The sequence below is a fragment of the Megasphaera sp. DISK 18 genome (assembly GCF_001682955.1).
Lineage (GTDB): Bacteria > Bacillota > Negativicutes > Veillonellales > Megasphaeraceae > Megasphaera > Megasphaera massiliensis.
Window position 1 is genome coordinate 1 of record NZ_LUGJ01000042.1, and the last position, 21,395, is coordinate 21,395.

Sequence of the window (21,395 nt, forward strand, 5' to 3'; positions counted from 1 at the left end):
GACGAGAGCGAGGAAAACTCACTCACGTCCATTCGCGGTGGATGATTTAGTTGGCACCCCAACATTTGACAAAGAGCCTAAATGAAGTGTTCTGTTATAATGTACATTTGTATTTTTGGAACGATATGTTCTATGGGAGGTTTTTGGTATGCATAGTTTATGGAGTGCCCTAAATCGCATTAGCTTGATCAAGCAGATCATCGTCGGCCTGATCATCGGCATTGCGGTAGCCATGAGTTTTCCCGCAGCTGCTCATGAGTTGGCCCTGTTGGGCGTCATTTTCGTCGGCGCCTTGAAAGGTATTGCTCCGGTCTTGGTCTTCGTATTAGTCGCTTCGGCCCTTAGCCGGAAACAAGAAAATCATGAATCGAAAATTAAAGACGTCATCATCTTATATCTCATCGGTACCTTTTTAGCTGCTTTTTTCGCTGTCATGATCAGTTACGTATTCCCGCTGACGCTGCAGCTCGACGTATCGGCTGCGACGAACAAAGCTCCTGAAGGCATTGCCGAAGTCCTGACGACGCTCCTTAAGAATATCGTTGATAATCCCGTCCACGCCTTGATGACCGGCAACTACATCGGTATCCTCGGCTGGGCTGTCCTCTTCGGCATCGCCACCCGCCGCGTTTCCGAATCGACGAAAGCCGTCCTCGACGACTGTGCTAATGCGGTCACGACCTGTGTCCAGTGGGTCATCCGCCTGGCTCCCCTCGGCATCATGGGCCTCGTCGCCGATTCCATTTCTTCCAACGGTATTGAAGCCATCATCGGCTACGCTCAGCTCCTGGCTCTCCTGGTCGGGACGATGCTCATCTTTGCCTTCGTCGTCAATCCGATCATCGTCTATGCTAAGCTTCGCAGAAATCCCTATCCGCTCGTTTGGAAGTGTATCTCGACCAGCGGCGTGACAGCCTTCTTTACACGCAGTTCGGCGGCTAACATCCCGGTCAATATGGCCTTGGCCAAAGAACTCGGCATCGACCCTGATACGTATACGGTCACCGTTCCCCTCGGGGCGACGATCAACATGTCCGGTGCGGCCATTACCATTTCGATTATGACCTTGGCAGCCGTCCACACTTTGGGCATTGCCGTAGATTTTCCGACGGCCCTCTTGCTCAGCGTCTTGTCGGCTATCGGTGCCTGCGGTGCTTCCGGCGTTGCCGGCGGGTCCCTGCTCCTCATTCCTATGGCCTGCAGCCTCTTCGGTATTTCTAACGATATTGCCATGCAGGTCGTCGGCGTCGGCTTCATCATCGGCGTCCTTCAGGACTCGACGGAAACGGCTCTCAACTCGTCGACAGATATCCTGTTTACGGCAGCTGCTGATTTTTCAAAACGTTCATAGAAAAGCCTTTCCGGCTATAAAAAAGCCCTCAAGAATCGGATTTTAGTCCGGTCCTTGAGGGCTTTGTCGTGGAAATATTATTTAATGATGTAAGCAGCGACGATTTCGGCGTAGTATGCCGTGTGGCTGTCGCGGTTGGCCATGTGGAAGGTTCCGTCGACGTTCTGGGGATAGAATTCGTCGTTAATATCTTTCGGTAAGTCGGAGAGTTTCTGTTCTTTTTGGAAGAGTACACGGCATTCTAAGGTAAGGGGCAGTTCCTTAATGCCCGGGACGGAGATGACCTCAGGATCTTCCAAGGTCAGGCCTAATTTTTCAATCTTGTCGCCGTCATGGCCGCTGAGGGTACCGGCTTTTCCTAATATGGAGCGATTGAAGGCTTCGACGGGGACGTTGACCGTAAATTCCGGATTCTTAGAAAGCTGTTCGTGAGTGAAGCGGTGCTGGCGGACATAGACCGTGAAAATAGGTTTGGCCCATTCAATGCCGAGGGTACCCCAACCGATGGTCATGGTATTGACCCGGTCGCCGGCCTTCGTCGTCAAGAGAACACCCTTACGCAGATTTTCGAGGATTTCCGGTGCTTTTTCAAAAACGTTAATTTTTTCTTTCATGGCAATGACTCCTTTATATACACATAACTAAATATTTCTTTTCTTAGGATAAAATCATGATACCATAGCTCGATGAAAATGGAAAGTATGCACTTAAAAGTTAGATACTGTCCAAAAGGGTAGTATTGGAATCTTATGCGGAAAATCGTAAATCTTTTTATAGGGAGAAGAAGGGGGACTATAAAAAAACTGCCGCACCATAAGGCGCGACAGCTTTTTATCTTATTTACCGCTTTCAGCGATGCAGTCGTTGATATCGGCGATGAGGGCATCGACGTCGATGCCGTGAGCACCGGCACCCTGACCGATGGTTTCAAAGTGAGCAGCCATGCAGCCTACGCAGCCAAGGCCGTACTGCTGGAAGATTTCGATGATCTGCGGGTGTTTCTGAACGGCTTCAATAATACCCGTATCTTTGGTAATCTGTGCCATAGTATATTCCTCCTTCTTCGTTAAATACAACCCGGATGGTTTTGAAGGAACGTCCGGATTGAGTCTATTATATCACACTTTTTTTAGTTGTGTGAAGAAATGCTTCGTTCCTCTAACAGTTGACCGTCAGGGAGGAAGCTGCGGAAGGTCAGGCTGTCTGCCGTCGCTTCCATGGTCATGTAGTTATCTGTTTCCGGCTGAGGCGCGACGTATTCATCGAGGCTGTGCTGTTTCCAGAGGCTGGGGTAGCGGACGTTGCCGGCGACGCCGGTGATGATGTATAAGGGGCCGCTTTCATCGCGCTGGAAGTTCTTGATATGGCCTCGGTCGCGGTAGGTGTGGAGATGGGCCGACAAGACGGCATCGACGCCGTACTGGTCAAATAAGGGCATCCAAAGCCGTCCTTCCGGCGAGAATCCTTCTTCACGCGGTTCCGGGCGGTTGGCAAAGCCGTACTGCAAAGGGTCTTTGTGCATCAAGACGATTTTCCATTTCTTCGTCGTCCTGGCCATGTCTTCTTTGAACCAGGCCACTTCATCGTCATTTAAGGTCGGCTCGAAGTCGGCCAGTTCCTGTGCCTGGGTGTTGAGGACGACGAAGTGGATGTCGCCGTAATCGAAGGAATAGAATTGGTTCTGGTATTTATCCATGTCGATATGGGGCAGGGCGAAGAGGTGGGTATAGGCCTCGGGCATGCGCATCTTCCAGTCCGTATTGTAGGTCTCGTGGTTGCCCATGAGGGGCGCGACGGGGATGCGGGAAATCATCGGGCCGACGGCGTCGAACCAGGCATTCCACTGGTAATGGGACTGGCCGTTATCGACGAGGTCGCCCATGTTGACGAAGAACTGAGCATCCTGATTATTCTGCCAAGCTGCTTGCGCTAGGGAGGCCCAGCCGCTGTAGTCGCTGGACTGGGAATCGGGGAAGATGAGGGCTTTGAAACTGCTGCCCTCAGCCGTATGGAAAGGCGTCCAAGCGCTGCGCTTGTCGCCGTAGCCGACGCGGTATTCATAGGCTGTACCCGGCGTAAGGTCGGTAACCGTTGCCGAGTGGATATATGTCGTCACGCCGTCATCGCTGAAGGCGTCGCTGGAAGCGGGAAGGGCCATAATCGTATCGTTGTCGCCGGTCTTGCGGAATTCCACGACAGGATCGTCTTCGGCGTAGTCCGACTGCCACATAAAGGTCCGCGACGTCGTGCTGTCAGCCGTAATGACCTGGCGGATATTCGAAGCATCTACCGATTCGGTCGGCAGGTAGTGGGCCGCTGCTGCTTTCGTGGCTCGAATGCCCTGTTTGGCGACGGCCTTCGTTCCCGGCAGCCAAAAGTAGGCTGCTGCGGCTGCAATGGCCAGGACGGCGACGATGGGGATGATTATTTTTTTATGGTTCCATTTCATAGAATTCCTCCTATCCAATATGTTGTAATTAGAGTTATTTTCATTATTGTAGTTATTATAGACTATGGAGTCAACTCTAAGTCAAGAAAAAACTTGACAAGGAAGGGCCTTCGATATAAGATAGATGCATCAAATAGGATATATAACGTCGATGAGCGGGAGCAAGTACCGTCATGATACCCCTTGACAGCGAGCCGGTGGCAGTGGAAGTCCGGTAAGAGGCCGTGATCGGGAATGGGCCCGGGAGATGCGGACTGAACGAAGACAGTAGGTTCCGCCGGAATTTTCACCGTTACCTTGAAAAGATGCATCAACAGGTGCATTAGAGCCGGGCCATATGGCCAACCAGGGTGGTACCGCGGAGCTGACTTTCCTTTCGTCCCTATGTATAGGGGATGGAAGGTTTTTTTTATGAATCAGGAGGTACCATTATGGCAGTTATTTTTTCCGGTATTCAGCCTAGCGGCAATCTTACCTTAGGCAACTATTTAGGCGCACTGCGCAACTTTTCTAAAATCCAGGATGGCAACGAATGTTATTACTGCGTCGTCAATCAGCATGCCATCACCGTTCCCCAGGACCCGAAGCTTTTGCACCAGCGGACGCGGGAACTGGCAGCTATCTATTTAGCTTCCGGCCTTGATCCGGACAAGTCGACACTCTTCGTCCAGTCCGAAGTACCGGAACACGCCCTCTTAGGCTGGATGATGATTACCTCGTCCTACGTCGGCGAATTGGAACGGATGACTCAGTACAAGGATAAGGCGGCGAAACAGGGCGATTCCATTCCGGCAGGTCTCTTGACCTATCCGCCCCTCATGGCTGCCGACATTCTCTTATACCAGACCAACTTCGTTCCTGTCGGCGATGACCAGAAGCAGCACCTGGAAATCACGCGCAACCTGGCGCAGCGCTTCAACCGTCTCTACGGCGAAGACATCTTTACCATTCCCGACATCTACCTCGGCCAGGACGGCACGCGGGTCATGAGCCTCCAGGAACCGACCAAGAAGATGAGTAAGTCCGACGATAACGAAACGGCGACGATTTATCTCCTTGACGAACCGAAGGCCATTGAAAAGAAAATCAAGCGGGCTCAGACGGACAGTGAAAACTCGGTACACTACGACAAAGAACAGAAGCCGGGCATTTCAAACCTCATTGAAATCTTCTCGGCCTTGACCGATCAGACTCACGAACAGGTCGAAGCGGCTTACGCCGGTAAAGGCTACGGCGCCTTCAAAAAGGACGTCGCTGAAGCCATTATCAGCACGCTGGAACCGATTCAGCAGCGCTACCGTCAGTTGGTCAGCGAACCGGAATTGGACGACATCCTCGACAAGGGGGCAGCCAAGGCTCACGCCAAGGCCAGCCTTACCTATGAAAAGGCCTGCAAGGCTATGGGCTTGTTCCGCAAATAATTTCATTCATAGACATAAAAAAAAACGAGACCCGCAAGGGATCTCGTTTTTTTGTTGCCATAGGAGGGGAGGACTTACATGCCGACTTTGTTCATCAGCTGCTGAATGAGGGCGCGCTGCTGTTCAAGTTCAGCCTTCTGGCTGTTGACCTGGCTGGCCAAAGCCTGGTTTTCCTGACGGAGGGTATTGACTTCCGACGTCAAAGCGCTGACATCGACGGACGTACCCTGACGATAGATGCGGTCGCCTTTGTTGCCGAATTTGAAGGAAACGCCGACGTTGAACATCTTTTCATCGCTGATCGTCGTGCCGAAGCTGAACATCGTATCAGCGTTGGGGCGATAGAAGGCGCCGAGGGCTACGGCGTTGTCGCCTTTATAGTTGCCGAGAGCGGCAGATGCCGAGAATTTATCTTCCGGGTTGAATTCCAACGGATGGAGACCGGCCAAAGCGGCTGCACCGGCACCGACTTTATCGACGCGGTCGTTCAAGCTGCTGACGCGGCCGTTCAAGTTGGTGACGTCATCTTTCAAGCCCAATACGTCGCTTTCCAAGGTATCGACGCGGGTCGTTACCTGAGAAACGTCGCTGTTGAGGTTGGTAACACCTAAGGTGCTCTTCCAGTTGTTGATGTTTTCCGTCGTCAAATTGGATCCGTCGACATTGGCTTTCTGGTCGAGTTCCGGTTTGACAGCGCTTTTAATAGCGTCGTCGGATACGTTGACGGCATAGGTCTTCGCATCGCCGTCTTTACCTTCAGTAACGGTGGTATTGACGCCGTCGACGACTTTAACGGATTTTTGAGCCACGTCTTTAATATGATCGTCGCTGGCCTGACCGGATACGACGGAATTGATGGCCTGATTCAAGGTGTCGCCGGTAATGAGGTTCTTGTCGCCGGCTTCATTTTTACCGGTACCCAAGGAATCACGAAGGGCGTCTTTGTCTAAGGATACATCGTACTGGTTAACGCCGGATTTTTGCTGTTCTTCGTTTAAGCCGACCTTGATGAAGTTGTCGCCGCTCTTAACGGTAACGGCATTCTTAGCAGCGTCGGTAATGACCTTCGTACCGGCTTCGGTGAGGTTACTCAAATTGATGTCGGCTTTCTGGGATAAGCTGCCGTTTTCACCGGCAATTCCGTCAATCTGTTTCTGAACGTCATATAACTGACCGCCATTAACAGCATCGGTAGAGCCTTCGACGACACTGCCATTGCCAACATTCTTAATTACATTGCCACCCATATTTACATTACCGGATTGGATTACGATGTTGGAAGTGGAGCTTCCGGACGGAGCCACAATGGTCAATCCCGAGTTATTCAAGGTCGTGCCGTCAGTGCCGAAGGTAATGCTGCCGGCATCGGATAAATCCAAAGTATTGCTTAAGCCGACTTGAATCAAACGGTTATCCGCATCAACAGCAGTGGTGATGTTAGTATTGGCACCAACGATATCGATACGGCTTTGATCAGCGTCACTGGTAATAGCCAAACCATCAGCTGTGCTGGCTTTATCGGCACCGACGGTGATGTCGGAAATGGTAGCATTGGCTACACGTTTTAATTGAGCGACGTTGACGGCATCCGTATCTTCCGTACCGGCAGCGACGTTAGTGATTTGACGAGATAAAATAGACGTTACACGACCATCGCTGGAATAGGTCGTAGCCCCGACGCTGACGGCACCGCCCGTCGATCTGAAGACGCCCAGTTCCGTACGCTGCGTGCCTAAGGCAGTTACAAAGTCTTGGTTAGCTGCGGTCCAAGCATTTAATTCATTGGTAGCAGCAACGGCATTCGCTTGAGCCGTTGCTTTAGCGGTTACGGCGGCTGCGTAAGCTTCTTGTTCAGAGGCAATAGTGCTGCCCTTGGTGTTCTTGATGGTGGTATTTTGTTTTTCTACTTCCGCCTGAGCATCAGCAAGTTTCTGGTTCAGTGTATTATATTCCGTAATCTGGCTGGCATAGGTAGAGGCAAAATTCTTGGATACATCACTGGCACTGATGGCATTTGCCAAGGCCGTAGTCGTAGTCGGCACATAGCTGCCGTTGCCGTCATCAGCAAAAGGGACGTAACCGATGGTGTTGGAGCGGCGGTCAGCGATGGAAGAGGTACCTAAGGCGACACCGGTCGAAACATTTACCGTAGCATCCGTACCTAAGGCAACGCCGCTGTAGGCAACCTTGGCACTCTGACCTAAGGCGACACCATATAAACTATTGGTCTGGGCATTCTTACCGATGGCGATACCGCCGATAGCCGTAGCACCATTACCGATAGCCATACTGTCGATAATAGAGCGTGTATATTGAGTGCCGTCACTTTGAAGATATTTATAGAACTCACCGGCCGTAGCTCCTTGACCGATAGCAAGGCCCGAATTGGAACGGGCACCATTACCTATCGAAAGACCGTTGCCCTTAGCATATGTATTTTTACCAAAAGCAACACTTTTATCGGCAGCAAAGGCACCGGAGCCTACAGATGTAGAACCGGTAAGCGCCTCAGCGTAGGTACCGATGGCCGTACTGTAGCTACGAGCCGAATAAGCGCCAATACCAATAGCTGTATTACCGGTGCTATTCGTATCATTTTTATTACCTGCCGATTGGCCATCGACACCTTCGCCGTTTTTGTTATTGTTGGTTGGCGTTCTAGAAAAAACAGCGCCTTGGGCCGTAGTTGTCTGACGATAGTCGATGATACTGTCCGTAGCCGTATTCACTGCAGTTCCCTTATCAAGGACATCGGTACTTGTCGGTTCTTTACCGATACCGACATAAGATCCCGTCAAGCCGGCAGCCTGGACGGAGTAGGTTCCGCCGACAGTCGCGAAGCTGAGCAGCATGACGGCTGCGACTTTTGCAAGAAGGTGTTTCTCTTTCTGAGTGTTCATAATCAAGTCCTCTTTTCTTAGTATAATTTTGATGGAAATAATCAAATTTATGCTATCATAAAAACCTTCATACATGCCATTATGAGTCGTTTTGAATCTATCTTATTACAGTATAGACACATGAAATTTTATAAAAAAATCCAAGGGCTCTTCGTGGATATGAAGGTTTTTTGATACAAAATAGGTACAACAATTTGTAATCTTTCGAGTTTATTATATCACGTTTAAAACACAGTTCAAGATATTTTTTAGGCGTAAGCATGCCTTTTTTAGATGAGTGTTCTGAGACTTTAGCAGAAAAAAGAGACGGATAAAGATTTTTTAATTTCAAAAAAGATGATTATCGTATTTTTTGTAAATAGGTTTTATAAATAAAAATATTTACTTTTACGATGTTTTTCGTATCAATAATTATATTTATGTTTAAGATTATTAAAGATAAGCCATGGATAACTTTATAAAAAATGAAATCTGATAAGCTGTTAGTAATGACCTTTGATTATAATTGATAAAAACAATGCGGATTGCAAATAAATAGCAAATAACAACAAATGGATATCCATGGATTTTAAAAACTACCTATAAACATGATATATCTTATCTTATATAACGGGCTGGTGTCAATACAATATTGGACTTTTTTGAGCCGATATATCTTGTTGGTGACATGTTTGTGTCATCCCGTTGTGAATGGCGAAGATAAAAGACAGGATGCAAGGTAATGTGTTCGGTAAAGGCCTTGTAATATATAATAGAAAAATATGGTCCGTGAAAGGGAAGGGATATAGTGGAATTTGTTGACAGCTATGGTATACTCTGGGTAGGCTCTGAATCACCTTGCCATCGGGCGAATTTACGGGGCCGGACAGGCCTGGCGGTGGCCTCGTTTTTTCCTTGGATAAGAAGGAATTTGACAAGATGGTGTAGAATATCTATCGTAAGGTAATCTAAGTTTTACTATATTGCTTGGAGGTAGTCATTATGACTCTCAGTTTATTTTGGTCGCGCTATACGTTGGAGCTTCAGGAGCAACACTTGCGCGAGGTCGATGCCTTTTATCATTATTTGATTGCCCGTGAACGTTGGAACTGGTTACTGGCTAAGATTCCGGAGCAGGATCAGATCAAGATCCTCTGCGGTCACAACCACGGCAAGGATGCCTGGACCTGCCGCACCTGGTTCGATCACATGCTGGAATGGATTAAAGCCAATAAGCCGCCGGCTGTCTATGATGCTGTCGTCGACAAGATCCATATGATTGAGGAGAAACCGATTGAAGAATTAGAAAAGCAAGCGGCCCGCAATATTTCACCGGAAGAATTGGAAAAACTCCATCGTGCCGGCTATTTTCAATGCGTTGCGGCGCCTGAAAAAGTGAGTGAATGAAAGCAGGTGAGGGAATGACCTTTGTATTGCGCATGATAACCGCCTTGGTCCTTATGTTTTCGCTGACGGCTGCCTTGCCGGCGGCGTCGGTGCAGGCCGATACGGTCCGCGTGCTGCCCATTTCCGGCGACATCGACGGCAGTCAGGTGGCCTTTATTCAGCGAGGGCTGCGCCAGGCTGAAGAAAACGGCGATACGGCCGTCGTCATTCCTATCAACACCTTAGGCGGCCGCGTCGACAGTGCCTTAAAGATACGGGATATGATCATGGCCTCTGACGTGCCGGTCATCGCCTATATTACGTCGCGGGCTTGGTCGGCAGGCGCCCTCATCGCCTTGTCGAGCCGCCATATCATCATGGCACCGGGAAGCAGCATCGGTGCGGCTGAACCGATTCCCGACACGGAGAAAAACATCGCCGCCTTAAAAGCTGAATTCAGTGCGACGGCGGCTCAGACCGGCCACAATCCCGGTGTTGCCGAAGCCATGGTCGATAAGACCAAGGGCTATCCGGGCTATGCCGATCCGGGAAAAATCCTGGCCTTGTCCGACAGTCAGGCTAAGGAACTGAACGTATCGGACGGTTCGGCTGATACCTTGTCCGACGCCTTGGCCCTTTACAGCCTTGGTGATGCACAGACCATTTACGTAGATAAAGATTGGCGTGATGACATGATCGGTATTTTACAGAATCCCTATGTACGAACCTTATTCGTCGCCTTGATCATCGCCGCCCTCTTGGCCGAAATCAAGATGGCCGGCATCGGCGCCGGCATTGCCACGGCCCTCGTCTTTGGCGGACTCCTGCTCTATTCCGGCAATGAACCCTTGGTGGCAGATCTCAAAATCATCGCTGCCTTTTTAGTCAGTCTGTTGTGCATCGGCCTTGAATTGGCCTCTCCGGGTATCGGCATCTTCGGCTTGGCAGGCGTCGTCCTCTTGTTCGGCAGCCTGTTCTTTATGCTCGGGGCGACGTATGAGTCGATCTATATCCTGGCCGGCGGGACCGTTTTGGCTCTCATCGTCTTTTATTTCTTGGGCCGTCATTTACCCAAGAGTTCTCTCTTTGATAAATTGACTCTTAAGAATCGTTCGACCAAGGAGAAAGGCTATACGTCTCAGGAAGACTACAGCCGCTACCTCTATGAACGGGGGACGACGATTACCATTCTGCGTCCGTCCGGGACGATACGCATCGGCAAGGAACGCGTCGATGCCGTAGCCAATGGTTCTTTCATCGACCGCGACGTCACGGTCCGTGTCATCAGTGTCGAAGGCGGCCGCATCGTCGTCGAACCGGAGCCGGAACGCCATCTGAAGGATTGAGATGGAATAAAGTGACAAAGTGAGCTATAATAAAACTATGTATAAACGGTATATATCATAGTTAAAGCTTTCAGAATAGGAATGCCTTCCCCGTGAGGAAGGAGCTGCCCGAGGAATGGCAGAGGCACTCGGGCCGTGTGGTTCGTGTGAAAAGAGAAAGGTGGCGAAGTTTGCTGCGGCCTCTGCAGCACAGAAGGGTTCACCGTGTCCGCACGCGTCTCTGCGGACTGTGTTTTGCGCAGCATTCTGCCTTATGAGTCTTGTATCTTTTCTAGCCGTTCCCATTTTCATCATTGCCCTGGCCGTTGTCGTCATCGCCTTATTCCTGCACTTCGTGCCCATCGGATTGTGGATCTCGGCCATGGCTGCCGGTGTCTCTGTAGGCATCGTCAACCTCATCGGCATGCGTCTGCGCCGGGTCATCCCGTCTAAGATCATCCTGCCCTTGGTCAAGGCCAATAAGGCCGGTCTTGACGTCAACGTCAATCAGCTCGAAGCCCACTACCTGGCCGGCGGTGATGTCGACCGCGTCGTCGATGCCCTCATCGCCGCGCATAGGGCGACCATGTCTCTGACGTTTGAACGAGCCTGCGCCATCGACCTGGCCGGCCGCGACGTCTTGGAAGCCGTTCAGATGAGCGTCAATCCGAAGGTCATCGAAACACCTTTTATTTCGGCTGTTGCCCAAAATGGGATTGAATTGAAAGTTCGGGCCCGGGTTACGGTTCGCGCCAACATCGACCGCCTCGTCGGCGGTGCCGGGGAAGCGACGATCATCGCCCGTGTCGGCGAAGGTATCGTCACCAGCGTCGGTTCGGCTCAGGACCATTCTGAAGTGTTGGAAAACCCGGACAAAATCAGTAAGACCGTCCTCAATAAGGGCCTCGATGCCGGGACGGCTTTTGAAATCTTATCCATCGATATTGCTGACGTCGACGTAGGCCGCAATATCGGCGCCCGCCTCCAGACCGACCAGGCTGAAGCCGACAAGCAGATCGCCCAGGCAAAGGCCGAAGAACGGCGTGCCATGGCTGTTGCCAAGGAACAGGAAATGCAGGCTTATACCCAGGAAATGCAGGCCAAGGTCGTCGAAGCCCAGGCCGAAGTTCCCCTGGCCTTGTCCCAGGCTTTGCGTGAAGGTAAATTAGGCGTCATGGACTATTACAATATGAAGAATATCATGGCCGATACGGACATGCGTACGGCTGTCGCTCAGGCCGGCGTGCCTAAGACCCAGTCGGCGTCGACCGTAAAGGATGATCACCACGACCATCACGATGGAAGCCATTCGGAACAGTAGGTGATGACCATGGATCTTGTATGGATGATTATCGTCGTCGTCTTGATGGGGGTCCTGCCGGACCTCTTGCGCCGCAAGCGAAAGTACCCGCGGAGCAAGGGCCCCATTCCCGTGCCGCCCCGGCGTAAACCGGCTCCGGCCCCAAAGATGGAAGCACCGGAACCGACAGTGCCGGAACCGTCCTTTCCCGATTGGGATGAGGGTTGGGATAATATGAATTTCCCTGATGAACCGGAACCGGCGCTTCCGAAAAAGATGGTGCCGCCACGGGTCGCTGCAGAGCGTCCCAAATCTGTGCCGGTCGTCGTGCCACAGCGCGTCCGTCCTGCCCCTTGGAGCGGTCTTACGCCCCAGGCGAGAGAACTCTATGCCGGCTTTGTCTGGTCGGAAATCTGGCAGGAACCGTTGGCGCACCGCAAGGGATTTATAAAAAAATAGAGAGGATTTAACCATAGATGATTGAAGAAAGAGAAGTTGGTCTTAAAGGGATTCCCGGTCTCGTTATTACATCCGGGGAAAAAGCAAAAGGCGTCGTCTTGTTTTATCACGGCTGGTCGTCGCAGAAGGAATTTCAGGCCGTCCGCGGCCGTATCTTAGCCTCTTACGGCTACGATGTCATCATTCCCGATGCCGTTAACCACGGCCATCGCGGCACCCTTGACTATGAAAGCAAGGCCGTCTATGCTGATTTTTGGCAGACGATCTTCCAAAACATGATGGAAGTACCCCTCATGCTGGAATATATTGCAGAACATTGGCCCAATACGCCTCTGGCTGTCATGGGCCATTCCATGGGCGGCTTTACGGCTGTCGGTGCCTGGAGCTTATTTAAAGAGTTCAAGACGGCCATCGTCATGAACGGCTCCGGCTGGTGGGAAGAATCGGAACGGCGTTTCCGCTCGTCCCTTCACATCGAAAAGCCGCGGTCCTACCGTTTCTTACAGATGCAGTTCGCTGCCATGGATCCCTATCAGCATATGGATCGCCTTAGCGGCCGTTCTCTCTTGTCTCTTCGCGGCGGTGCCGACGATGTCGTCGATGGGGCAGCTCAGGAACTTTATCTTGAAAAGCTGGCCACACGCCGTGATGTAAAGACTCAGTCCATCGTCTACGACGGCCTCGGCCACTTCGTTACGACTAATATGATGGGTGATGCCGCTTCTTGGCTCAATCAAGAGCTGCGGGCTTAATCACTTATTTATAGAGTGTATAAACAACAACCGCATGGACGCGGACGCTTAGCTCCTATCCTTTGGGATGGGGCCGGGCGTATTTCGTCCCTGCCGTTGTTGTTTTTTTTCGGCTTTTTAGGTGCTTGCCTTGACAGGGGCCGTGGAAATTTTTATGATAAGATGACATGATTTATTAGCATATACGAATGGGGGGAATGCTGTGAAACAACGCCATTATTTTTATTTGATTCTGGCTTTCATCGGCGAACTGTCGGTACTCGGCCAATGGGCTCTCTTTCGCCATAGTCTGCCCGTTCCGGAGATGCCTCTTTTGGCGCTCTTTATGGTACTGCCAATCCTGTATGTCATACCGTATATTTTTTCGGCCGTCCTGCCGCCATTGGTGACGCGGGGGCTGACCCGTTTTGCCGGATATTGGTTTTCCTTTTCTTACTATGCGACGATGCTCCTCATTCCGGGGCTCTTGTTGTGGATTGTCACACAGCTCATGGGCCACGATGACCTTTGGCAGGGGACGGTTTCCGTCTATTACAGCGCCTTTGCTTTTGGGTTCACTTGGCTGCTCTTGGCTGTCGGAGCCTGGATCGGCCATCATCAGGTTGTGCGGACCGTCGATATCGAGACCGACAAGCCCATTGACCGCGACTTTTCCATTGCCTTCGTCAGCGACATTCACTTGGGAGCTGTCCTGGGGACGTCCTTTAGCCGCCAATTGACGCGGGACGTCAACGCCTGCCGGCCCGATATGGTCCTCATGGGCGGCGATATCATCGACGGTGACTTACAGTACGTTTTAAGAGAAGACAGCTTTTCCGGTTTTGAAGGCCTAAAGGCTCCGTCCGGTGTTTTTGCCGTCATGGGCAATCACGACACCTACGGTGAAAACCTGGCACTGGAAGCAGAAACCTTAGGCCGCTACGGCGTCAAGGTCCTGAACGGCGACGTCGTGACACCTATTCCGGGCGTGAGCCTCTTTGGTCGGGAAGACTATTACATCGCTCCGGCAGCACCGGTACGGAAGTCTGATGAAGAAGCTTTTTCGATTTTTATGGAACACGAACCGATGCACATCCATCAGGCTGCTGAAGCCGGCTGGGACCTTCACGTCAGCGGTCATACCCATGCCGGACAGTTTTGGCCGAATCGACTGGTGACGAGCCGCCTCTTTGCCCTTGATTACGGGACCCGTAAATTCGGTAAGATGACGGCTATGGTTTCCAGCGGCTACGGTGCCTGGGGCGCTTTGTTCCGATTGGGGCCGTCGCCGGAAGTCGTCCTTATTCGCGTCCATAAGAAAGATTCGCAGAAAGAAATATACTAAAAAATAATCACCTCAGAGGGGGAACGATGATGGGAAAAAGAAAGATTTATGTCTTGGCCTGCGGCGGGACGATTGCCGGTAAAGCCGCGTCTGCCGATGACCTGACCGGATATGAAGCCGGCAAGACTTCGATTGGAGAACTGCTGGATGCCGTGCCGGCTGTGGGTGACTATGCTGAGGTAAAAGGCGAACAGTTCGTCAATATTGACAGCTCCGACATGACCGAAGCCCTGTGGCAGGCCTTGGCTTCCCGCGTGCAGGAAGTGGCCGACCGGGATGACGTCGACGGCATCGTCATCACCCATGGGACGGATACGATGGAGGAAACGGCTTATTATCTCAATCTTACCGTCCATACTCGAAAGCCCGTCGTCCTTACCGGATCCATGCGGCCGGCGACGGCTATCAGTGCCGACGGCCCTTTGAATCTCTTGGAAGCTGTCCAGGCCGCAGCCGATGCAGCCCTTGGCGACTGCGGCGTTGTCATCGTTATGAACAGTGTCATCCACAGCGCCCGTTTCGTCGAAAAGACGGATACGACCCACGTCGATACCTTTAAGGCTCGTCAACTGGGCTGTTTGGGCTATATGCAGGACGGCCGGGTCCGCCTTTATCAAAAACCGCTGCGGCAGCATACCTTTTCATCGGATTTTGTTTCGCCCTTGACCCTGCCGGCCGTTGCCGTCGTCTACGCCTATGTCGGCCTTCGGGCTGAGGACGTCGTGCAGCTGGCTCGGGGGAAAGAGGGGTTGGTCATGGCCGGTCTCGGCCACGGCAAGATGCCGGCCCCGGTGTGGACGGCCCTGCAGCCGCTGATGGAAGAAGGCCTCGTCGTCGTCCGGGCTGCCCGGTCCCTGGGAGGCCTGGTCACACCTGTCCCTTCTTACGACGGTACGGTGACGGCTGATTCCCTGACGCCGCAGAAAGCCAAGATCCTCTTGCAGCTGGCCCTCTGTCGGACGAAGGACCTTTCTGAAATACAGGCTTTCTTTGACGCCTATTAATCGGGACGAAAGGGGCCCGCGCCTTCCCTAATAAGGCCGGGTGTGATAAAATAAATAAGATATATAAACTACAGCCATGTTATCGATGTAGCCCTTACGACAATATAGATAGGAGCGAATGAATCATGAAAAAGTACAAAAAATTAGTAGTACTGACGGCTTTGACCGCAGCTCTCAGCACGTCGGCTTTTGCTGCCGGCACGGGTATTACCGATATCCGTAATTATTGGGGTAAAGATGCGATTCAGTATTTTTACGACAACCATTATGTCAGCGCTGCTAACGGTCAGTTCCGTCCGAACGACGATATTACCCGTGAAGAAGCCGCCTCTGTCATCGACAATATGATCGGCAAGGAATCGACGGTGAAGACGACGAAATTCAGTGACGTCAAAGGCCGCTGGTCCGAACGAGCCATTGCATCCCTCGTTGACAAACAGATCATGAACGGCTACAGCAACGGCACCTTTAAGCCGCAGCAGCGGATCACTCGTGAAGAATTTGCCGTCATTGCCTATAACTATATGACTTATCAGGGTATGACCACCGTTGAAGGTGCGGCTCCTTTTGCCGATGAAGCCAAGATTTCGACGTGGGCTCGCCAGGCCGTCCATGCCTTGGCTGCTGCCGGCTATATGAAGGGCGGCAATTACAACATGTTCAACCCGAAACAGTACGTCACCCGCGGTGAAGCGGTCAACGTCTTGTATCGCATCATGACCGGCGTCAAAGTGACCAACCAGAGCCAGGACGGTTTGGAAGCTAAGGCCTTTACCAATATTAAAGATGTCTACGGTTCGGTCAAAGCTTTTGCCAACGACGGCATCATGTACTGGCAGGGCGACAAACTCCACATCGGCGTAAAAGATGTCAAGAACCGCCAGAAATTAGCCGATGCCATTGCCGATGACAAGGATATTCCTGCTGAATCGGTCTATGTCCAGAAGTCGACGTACAGCTACAATGACTATAAGAACATTATGGCCCAGGCCGAAAAGATTTATCGCGCTACGGAATCGACGGATGCTGCAGTCACGACGGCACCGGATTACCTTAATGAAAAAGTTATCCTTACCGTTCCTTCCATTTCGAAAGAAACGCAGAACAACCTCAATAAAGCGCTGGGGAGTGCCCTTCGTATCGTCATTCAGTAAGATAGGAGGTCTCTCATGGTACGACATAAAATCGCTGCCTTCTTGGCAGCTGCGATGCTCCTTTCGGCAAGCCCGGCTTTCGCCGATGCTCCGTACACCGATTTGGGGAGCATGGCTGACCGCCAGGCCGTCGATTACTTGTATGATACGCAGTGCCTGACTTTTATTACGGGAAACTCCTTTGAGCCCAACCGGGTCCTGACCCGCGGTGAATTAGCTCAGCTCCTGTATAATGTTGCCGGAAACATCCCCTTAGTTCAGCCGGGAACGACACCTTTAAAAGATGTTTCCCAAGGGACAGCCGGTGATGCTATGAATGCCGTTGCGGCTCAAGGTATTTTGACGGGCTATCAGGACGGAAACTTCCAGCCTGAAGCGCCGGTAAGCCGTGAAGAGTTTGCCGACGTCATTTACCGTTACCTGCAGTATAGCCGCATGGCCGATCCGGATCAGGAAGTGACGCCTTATGCCGACGAAGCTCAGGTGTCTCCGGCTTATGCGCAAGCTGTCGCCATCCTTCACAGCAAGAATATCATGGTGCCGGCCGACGGCTATTTCCGACCCAAAGAAGGGATGACCCGAGCCGATGCGGCCCAGGTATTTTATCGGTTCATGCATTCTGACGGCGACTATACGTCTCACGTGCAGATTGAAACCCAGGTGATGAAGGCCATCAATGCCGAATACGGTTCGGTCCTGGCTTATTTCCAAAGAGGGACGATGTACTGGGACAACGATGTCTTAGTCCTCGGCATCAAAGGCAGTCCGAGCAAGTACTTAACGAAACGGATTAAGGACGATGTGTCGAAACCTGAAGCCGTTCAAATCCGCCGCGTTTCCTTGAGTCACGCCGATTACAGCCAGCTCATGAACCGGGCCATTCATACCCTTGTCGATAAGGAAGGCGTCCAAAACTACGTCGGTGCTGTACCGGACTACGTCCATGAACAGATCGTCGTTACCGTTCGTCATCCTGTAAGTAAGGACACGCTGGCTGAACTTTCCAGCCGCGTCGGTGCCGGCCGGGTTCGCTTAGAAACGATGGTCCCTGCCGGACAGACGTCTGTCGTCCAGGTTCCCGGCGTCGACGCTTCGAATGAAACGGCGAAGGCTGAACCGTCCGGACAGACTGTGAACCGGAGATTGTATGCAGCCGCCCTTGACGACACGACCTCGTCGGCGGTGACATCGGTCCAGAACGACGCTATGAACTAAAGATTTCAACAGTATCGAAGGTGCTGATTGACGGCATCTGACGGCGCTGTCTATGAGGCAGTGCCGTTTTTCTTTCTTTATTTTTGGCCCCTTGGCATCATCTTTCGGTGCGGGTGAGGGTAAAGAAATGGTTTATTGTCTATTTATGCAATGTTTTGAATTAAAGGTCAATATATAGTAGCTCAGGCAAGCATCTTATGCTACAATGGGTACAGAAGTTTGATGAAATAGAGGAGAGGATGACATGACAAACTTTTTGCCGTACGCTATTATAGCGGGTATCGCAATCGTCTTTTTTGTAATTTGTTATATTTTGTATTCCAGTGGGGAAAAATCCGAGAGTAGTCCCCAAACGGAGAACCAGAACGGGAAGACGAAGACGCGGACTCGCTACGACGGCGGACCACAGCCGCGGAAGGTCCAGCACCGCCGGCCGGCAACAGTTAAACATGCCAGACAACTGCCGAACGTGGCAGTCGAAGAAGATACAGAACCCTTGCCACAGGTTCCGAAAATGACCCTTGGGGAGCGGCGGGAACACCCGGAAGAAACGGCTTTCGTCACGACGAAAGGCGAAGCGGTCCGCCACAATGGAAAAATCGTCTATCGAGAAGCCTCTGTGCCCGTCCGGAGAGGCCCCAATGCCGACAGCGTCGATGCGACGCAGGTCTTGTCGCGCGATGAAATCCTGGAAGCCATGGAAAAGGTGGACAAGGAAGAAGCGGCAGCCTATAAGGCTCGGGAAGAAGAAGCGAAATTGGCCCGCCAGCGTCAGGAAGAACAGGAAAGAGCAGCACAGGAGCAGCAGCTGACTCAGCGTCGAGAACGCCGTGAACGAGCTCGTCATGCCGTCGCGGCAGCCAAGGCCGAAGCCGAAAGCCGCGGCAGCCGGCGCCAGTGGTCGGAAGACGTATCCGATACGAAAGAAGAAAAGGCCCCTTTAGCCGATATGGCCGCCGTCGTCTCTGCCGATTTGGCGGAAAAGACTCGCGCCGCAGCCGGCAGTGAACCGGCTGCAGCTAAGGCGGAACCGATGGCTGATGTGAAGGTTGTACCGGCACGGCCTCAAGAAAAAGCTCCGTCGGCCGATAAGGTCGTCGCCGATGAACGCCGTGTTTCTGAGGAAACGCAGGTTCTTCGTAAACCGGATCTGAACATGCCGGCTAAAGAAGGACCTGTCGTCAGTGAAGGCATGAAAGCCGTCGCGTCCCAATTGGAAAAGACCCAGCGCATGGAACCGATCCATATCGACGCTGCGACAACTGCCAAGAAAAACACGCCCGATGAAACGATGGTCATGCCGCCGGTACGGGCTCATAAGTCTCAGGAAAAGGCCAAACCTGTCGTCAAACCGGCTCGGACGTCGTGGGAATCCGGTACGTCAGGCCTTGATCTGCGGACGCCGCCGGCTTCCAGTGACTTGCATCGCCCGTCTCTTTGGGAACAGGACAGCACCGTCGAATCGCCCGTTGTCCGCCAGTGCGTATCCCACTTTTTGCGCCAATATGGCGTCGTATCGCCACAGCTTCAGCAGCAGACCGAATACATTACGTCCGCTGCCTTTGACCAGATCGGCTGTAAAACTGATGCCGAACGGCAGCAGGCTATGGCGCCCCTCATCGCTCAGGAAGCCTTGCAGAACGTCCAGAAGGCCTATGCGGCTCACCCCGATGACTACGTAGCCACCATTGCCCTTCAGGCGTTTTACGACATCATTAACGGTTCGCCCATTTCGACGCGCCACCTGGTCGCCATCGATGCCCTGAAGGTCATGCCCTACCTGTCTCAGAGCCATTACCAGATTTTGGCGATCCTCTTATTGTTCCTGTATTCGCGAAACTCTCACAATGTCGACAAAGACTCGTTCTGCCAGTACATTGATAAGTATATCTATCCTTTCCTGGAAGGATTCCCGACGGAACGGCCGTATTATCAGCAGCTCGACTACCTGCACTGCACGGCCTTTGAAGTGAAGGAAACTCACTTTGCAGAAATCCTGTCCGATTCCTATCCGCTTCTGTTCCGCTACCGAGGGTTTACCGAAGAAGAACTGCGCAAGGCCTTAAAGGGCATGCGCCTTTCCGACGAGTTCATCGTTCCGTCCTTTAATTCGCCCTTAGTCAAATTGGCTATGGTCGATGAAAGTATGGCCAAGCGGTTCTTCCGCATGACCGGCCTCACCGACAGGAATATTCAAGATCATATCCTGCGCCTGGCTAAAAAGCGTCCGGCTAATTTCAGCGGCGAAGAAGCCCTGGATATCATGGAAGACATTTCGCCGGTCTTGGCTGACCTCGGTGATATTTGGGACAGTTCGCTCCTGCGCGTATCGACCTTGTCCCTGTTAGGTCTCTACTTGGCCCAAGGATTCGTCAAAGAAATCATTGGCGAAGAATTTGACTTGTCTCGTTGGTTTGAATAAGGAGTTTTAGCGTGAAAAAGATTCGTAAAGCCGTCATCCCCGCCGCCGGTTTTGGTACCCGTTTCTTGCCGGCCACGAAGGCGACGCCAAAAGAAATGCTGCCCATCGTCGATAAACCGACGATCCAGTACATCGTGGAAGAAGCCCTGCAGAGCGGTATTGAAGAAATCCTCATTATCAGCGGCCATGCCAAAAGGGCCATTGAGGACCACTTCGATACCAATCCGGGCTTGGAAATGCACCTCGAAGAAGGTCGAAAAACGAAACTGCTCAACATGGTGCGCAGTATTTCGGAAATCAATATCCACTATATCCGGCAGAAACACATGCGCGGATTAGGCGATGCCATTCGCTGTGCCCAATCGTTTATTGCCGATGAACCCTTTGCCATCCTTCTCGGTGATGATGTCGTCTATAACGATACCAACCCGGCCTTGCGGCAGATGATCGATCTTTACAATGAACTCGACTCGACCATCTTGGGCTGCCAGGAAGTTCCCCTGCAAAAGGTTTCGTCCTACGGTATCGTCCAAGGGATTCCCGTCGAGGGAAAACCGGTGCTGAAAGTTCAGCAGGTCATTGAAAAGCCGGCTGTGGAAGAAGCGCCGAGCCGGACGGCTGTCTTAGGCCGCTACATCGTAACGCCGGATATTTTCGATATCCTCCGGGATACGAAGCCCGGGAAGGGCGGAGAAATCCAGCTCACCGACGCCTTGCAGACCCTGGCCTGCCAGAAGGCTGTCTATGCTTACTGCTTCGAGGGCAAACGCTACGATGTTGGCGATAAGTTGGGATTTTTGAAGGCCAATGTCGAATATGCCCTTCGCCGTCCTGATTTAGCAGAACCCTTCCGGAAGTTCCTCTTAGAAACGGCAGAAAATCATTGATAGAAACGGCTGCTGACCTTCTCCTTAGGAGGTTGGCAGTCTTTTTTGGGCTCTTTGTCAAATGTTG

Annotated in this window: 17 protein-coding genes; 13 read left to right on the forward strand and 4 right to left on the reverse strand. The window is 51.9% G+C overall.

Annotated elements, in window-relative coordinates; genetic code table 11:
* Positions 1-148: 148 nt before the first annotated feature.
* Positions 149-1,351, forward strand: a complete 1,203-nt coding sequence (gene sstT, locus A0U42_RS09410; protein WP_065360761.1) for a serine/threonine transporter SstT — start codon at positions 149-151, stop codon at positions 1,349-1,351.
* Positions 1,352-1,428: 77 nt separating this feature from the next.
* Here sstT and A0U42_RS09415 read toward each other — a convergent pair whose 3' ends face one another.
* From A0U42_RS09415 to A0U42_RS09425, 3 genes are all read right to left on the reverse strand, one after another.
* Positions 1,429-1,965: a flavin reductase family protein gene (locus tag A0U42_RS09415; protein WP_044504990.1), complete on the reverse strand. Its 537-nt coding sequence runs from the start codon at positions 1,963-1,965 to the stop codon at positions 1,429-1,431.
* Positions 1,966-2,187: 222 nt separating this feature from the next.
* On the reverse strand, positions 2,188-2,397 hold the full coding sequence (locus A0U42_RS09420; protein WP_044504989.1) for a DUF1858 domain-containing protein: 210 nt from the start codon (positions 2,395-2,397) through the stop codon (positions 2,188-2,190).
* An 83-nt stretch (positions 2,398-2,480) separates the two neighbouring features.
* Positions 2,481-3,800 carry a metallophosphoesterase family protein gene (locus A0U42_RS09425; RefSeq protein WP_065360762.1) on the reverse strand — a complete coding sequence of 440 codons (1,320 nt, stop codon included), beginning with the start codon at positions 3,798-3,800 and terminating at the stop codon, positions 2,481-2,483.
* 431 nt (positions 3,801-4,231) lie between these two features.
* On the opposite strand from A0U42_RS09425, the gene trpS reads away from it, so the two are divergent.
* Positions 4,232-5,221, forward strand: a complete 990-nt coding sequence (trpS, locus tag A0U42_RS09430) for a tryptophan--tRNA ligase (RefSeq protein WP_065360763.1) — start codon at positions 4,232-4,234, stop codon at positions 5,219-5,221.
* Positions 5,222-5,295: 74 nt separating this feature from the next.
* Here the strand turns inward: trpS and A0U42_RS09435 are convergent, their stop codons facing one another.
* Complete coding sequence (locus tag A0U42_RS09435; RefSeq protein WP_065360764.1) at positions 5,296-8,121, reverse strand: YadA-like family protein; 2,826 nt, start codon at positions 8,119-8,121, stop codon at positions 5,296-5,298.
* A 981-nt stretch (positions 8,122-9,102) separates the two neighbouring features.
* Here A0U42_RS09435 and A0U42_RS09440 point away from each other — a divergent pair.
* The 11 genes from A0U42_RS09440 to galU all read left to right on the forward strand — a co-directional run bounded on the left by A0U42_RS09440 (position 9,103) and on the right by galU (position 21,328).
* A complete protein-coding gene (locus tag A0U42_RS09440) occupies positions 9,103-9,507 on the forward strand; it encodes a hypothetical protein (protein ID WP_044504985.1) in 405 nt (134 codons plus the stop codon).
* A 14-nt stretch (positions 9,508-9,521) separates the two neighbouring features.
* Positions 9,522-10,832, forward strand: coding sequence for a nodulation protein NfeD (locus A0U42_RS09445; protein ID WP_065360765.1), 1,311 nt, complete (start codon positions 9,522-9,524; stop codon positions 10,830-10,832).
* 253 nt (positions 10,833-11,085) lie between these two features.
* Positions 11,086-12,132, forward strand: coding sequence for a flotillin-like protein FloA (floA, locus tag A0U42_RS09450; protein ID WP_065360766.1), 1,047 nt, complete (start codon positions 11,086-11,088; stop codon positions 12,130-12,132).
* Between the two features lie 9 nt (positions 12,133-12,141).
* Entirely contained in the window at positions 12,142-12,570 is a 429-nt protein-coding gene (locus A0U42_RS09455; RefSeq protein ID WP_044504982.1) for a hypothetical protein, read from the forward strand.
* Positions 12,571-12,587: 17 nt separating this feature from the next.
* Entirely contained in the window at positions 12,588-13,322 is a 735-nt protein-coding gene (locus tag A0U42_RS09460) for an alpha/beta fold hydrolase (protein ID WP_065360767.1), read from the forward strand.
* Between the two features lie 202 nt (positions 13,323-13,524).
* Positions 13,525-14,646: a metallophosphoesterase gene (locus A0U42_RS09465; RefSeq protein ID WP_065360768.1), complete on the forward strand. Its 1,122-nt coding sequence runs from the start codon at positions 13,525-13,527 to the stop codon at positions 14,644-14,646.
* A 26-nt stretch (positions 14,647-14,672) separates the two neighbouring features.
* Entirely contained in the window at positions 14,673-15,650 is a 978-nt protein-coding gene (locus A0U42_RS09470) for an asparaginase (RefSeq protein WP_255304160.1), read from the forward strand.
* A 125-nt stretch (positions 15,651-15,775) separates the two neighbouring features.
* On the forward strand, positions 15,776-16,804 hold the full coding sequence (locus tag A0U42_RS09475) for an S-layer homology domain-containing protein (RefSeq protein WP_044504976.1): 1,029 nt from the start codon (positions 15,776-15,778) through the stop codon (positions 16,802-16,804).
* Between the two features lie 15 nt (positions 16,805-16,819).
* A complete protein-coding gene (locus tag A0U42_RS09480) occupies positions 16,820-18,019 on the forward strand; it encodes an S-layer homology domain-containing protein (protein ID WP_065360770.1) in 1,200 nt (399 codons plus the stop codon).
* Between the two features lie 244 nt (positions 18,020-18,263).
* Positions 18,264-20,441, forward strand: a complete 2,178-nt coding sequence (locus A0U42_RS09485; RefSeq protein WP_065360771.1) for an LPO_1073/Vpar_1526 family protein — start codon at positions 18,264-18,266, stop codon at positions 20,439-20,441.
* Between the two features lie 11 nt (positions 20,442-20,452).
* The gene (galU, locus tag A0U42_RS09490) at positions 20,453-21,328 is read left to right on the forward strand and encodes a UTP--glucose-1-phosphate uridylyltransferase GalU (RefSeq protein ID WP_044504971.1); all 876 of its coding nucleotides are present in this window, start codon (positions 20,453-20,455) and stop codon (positions 21,326-21,328) included.
* Positions 21,329-21,395 lie beyond the last annotated feature (67 nt).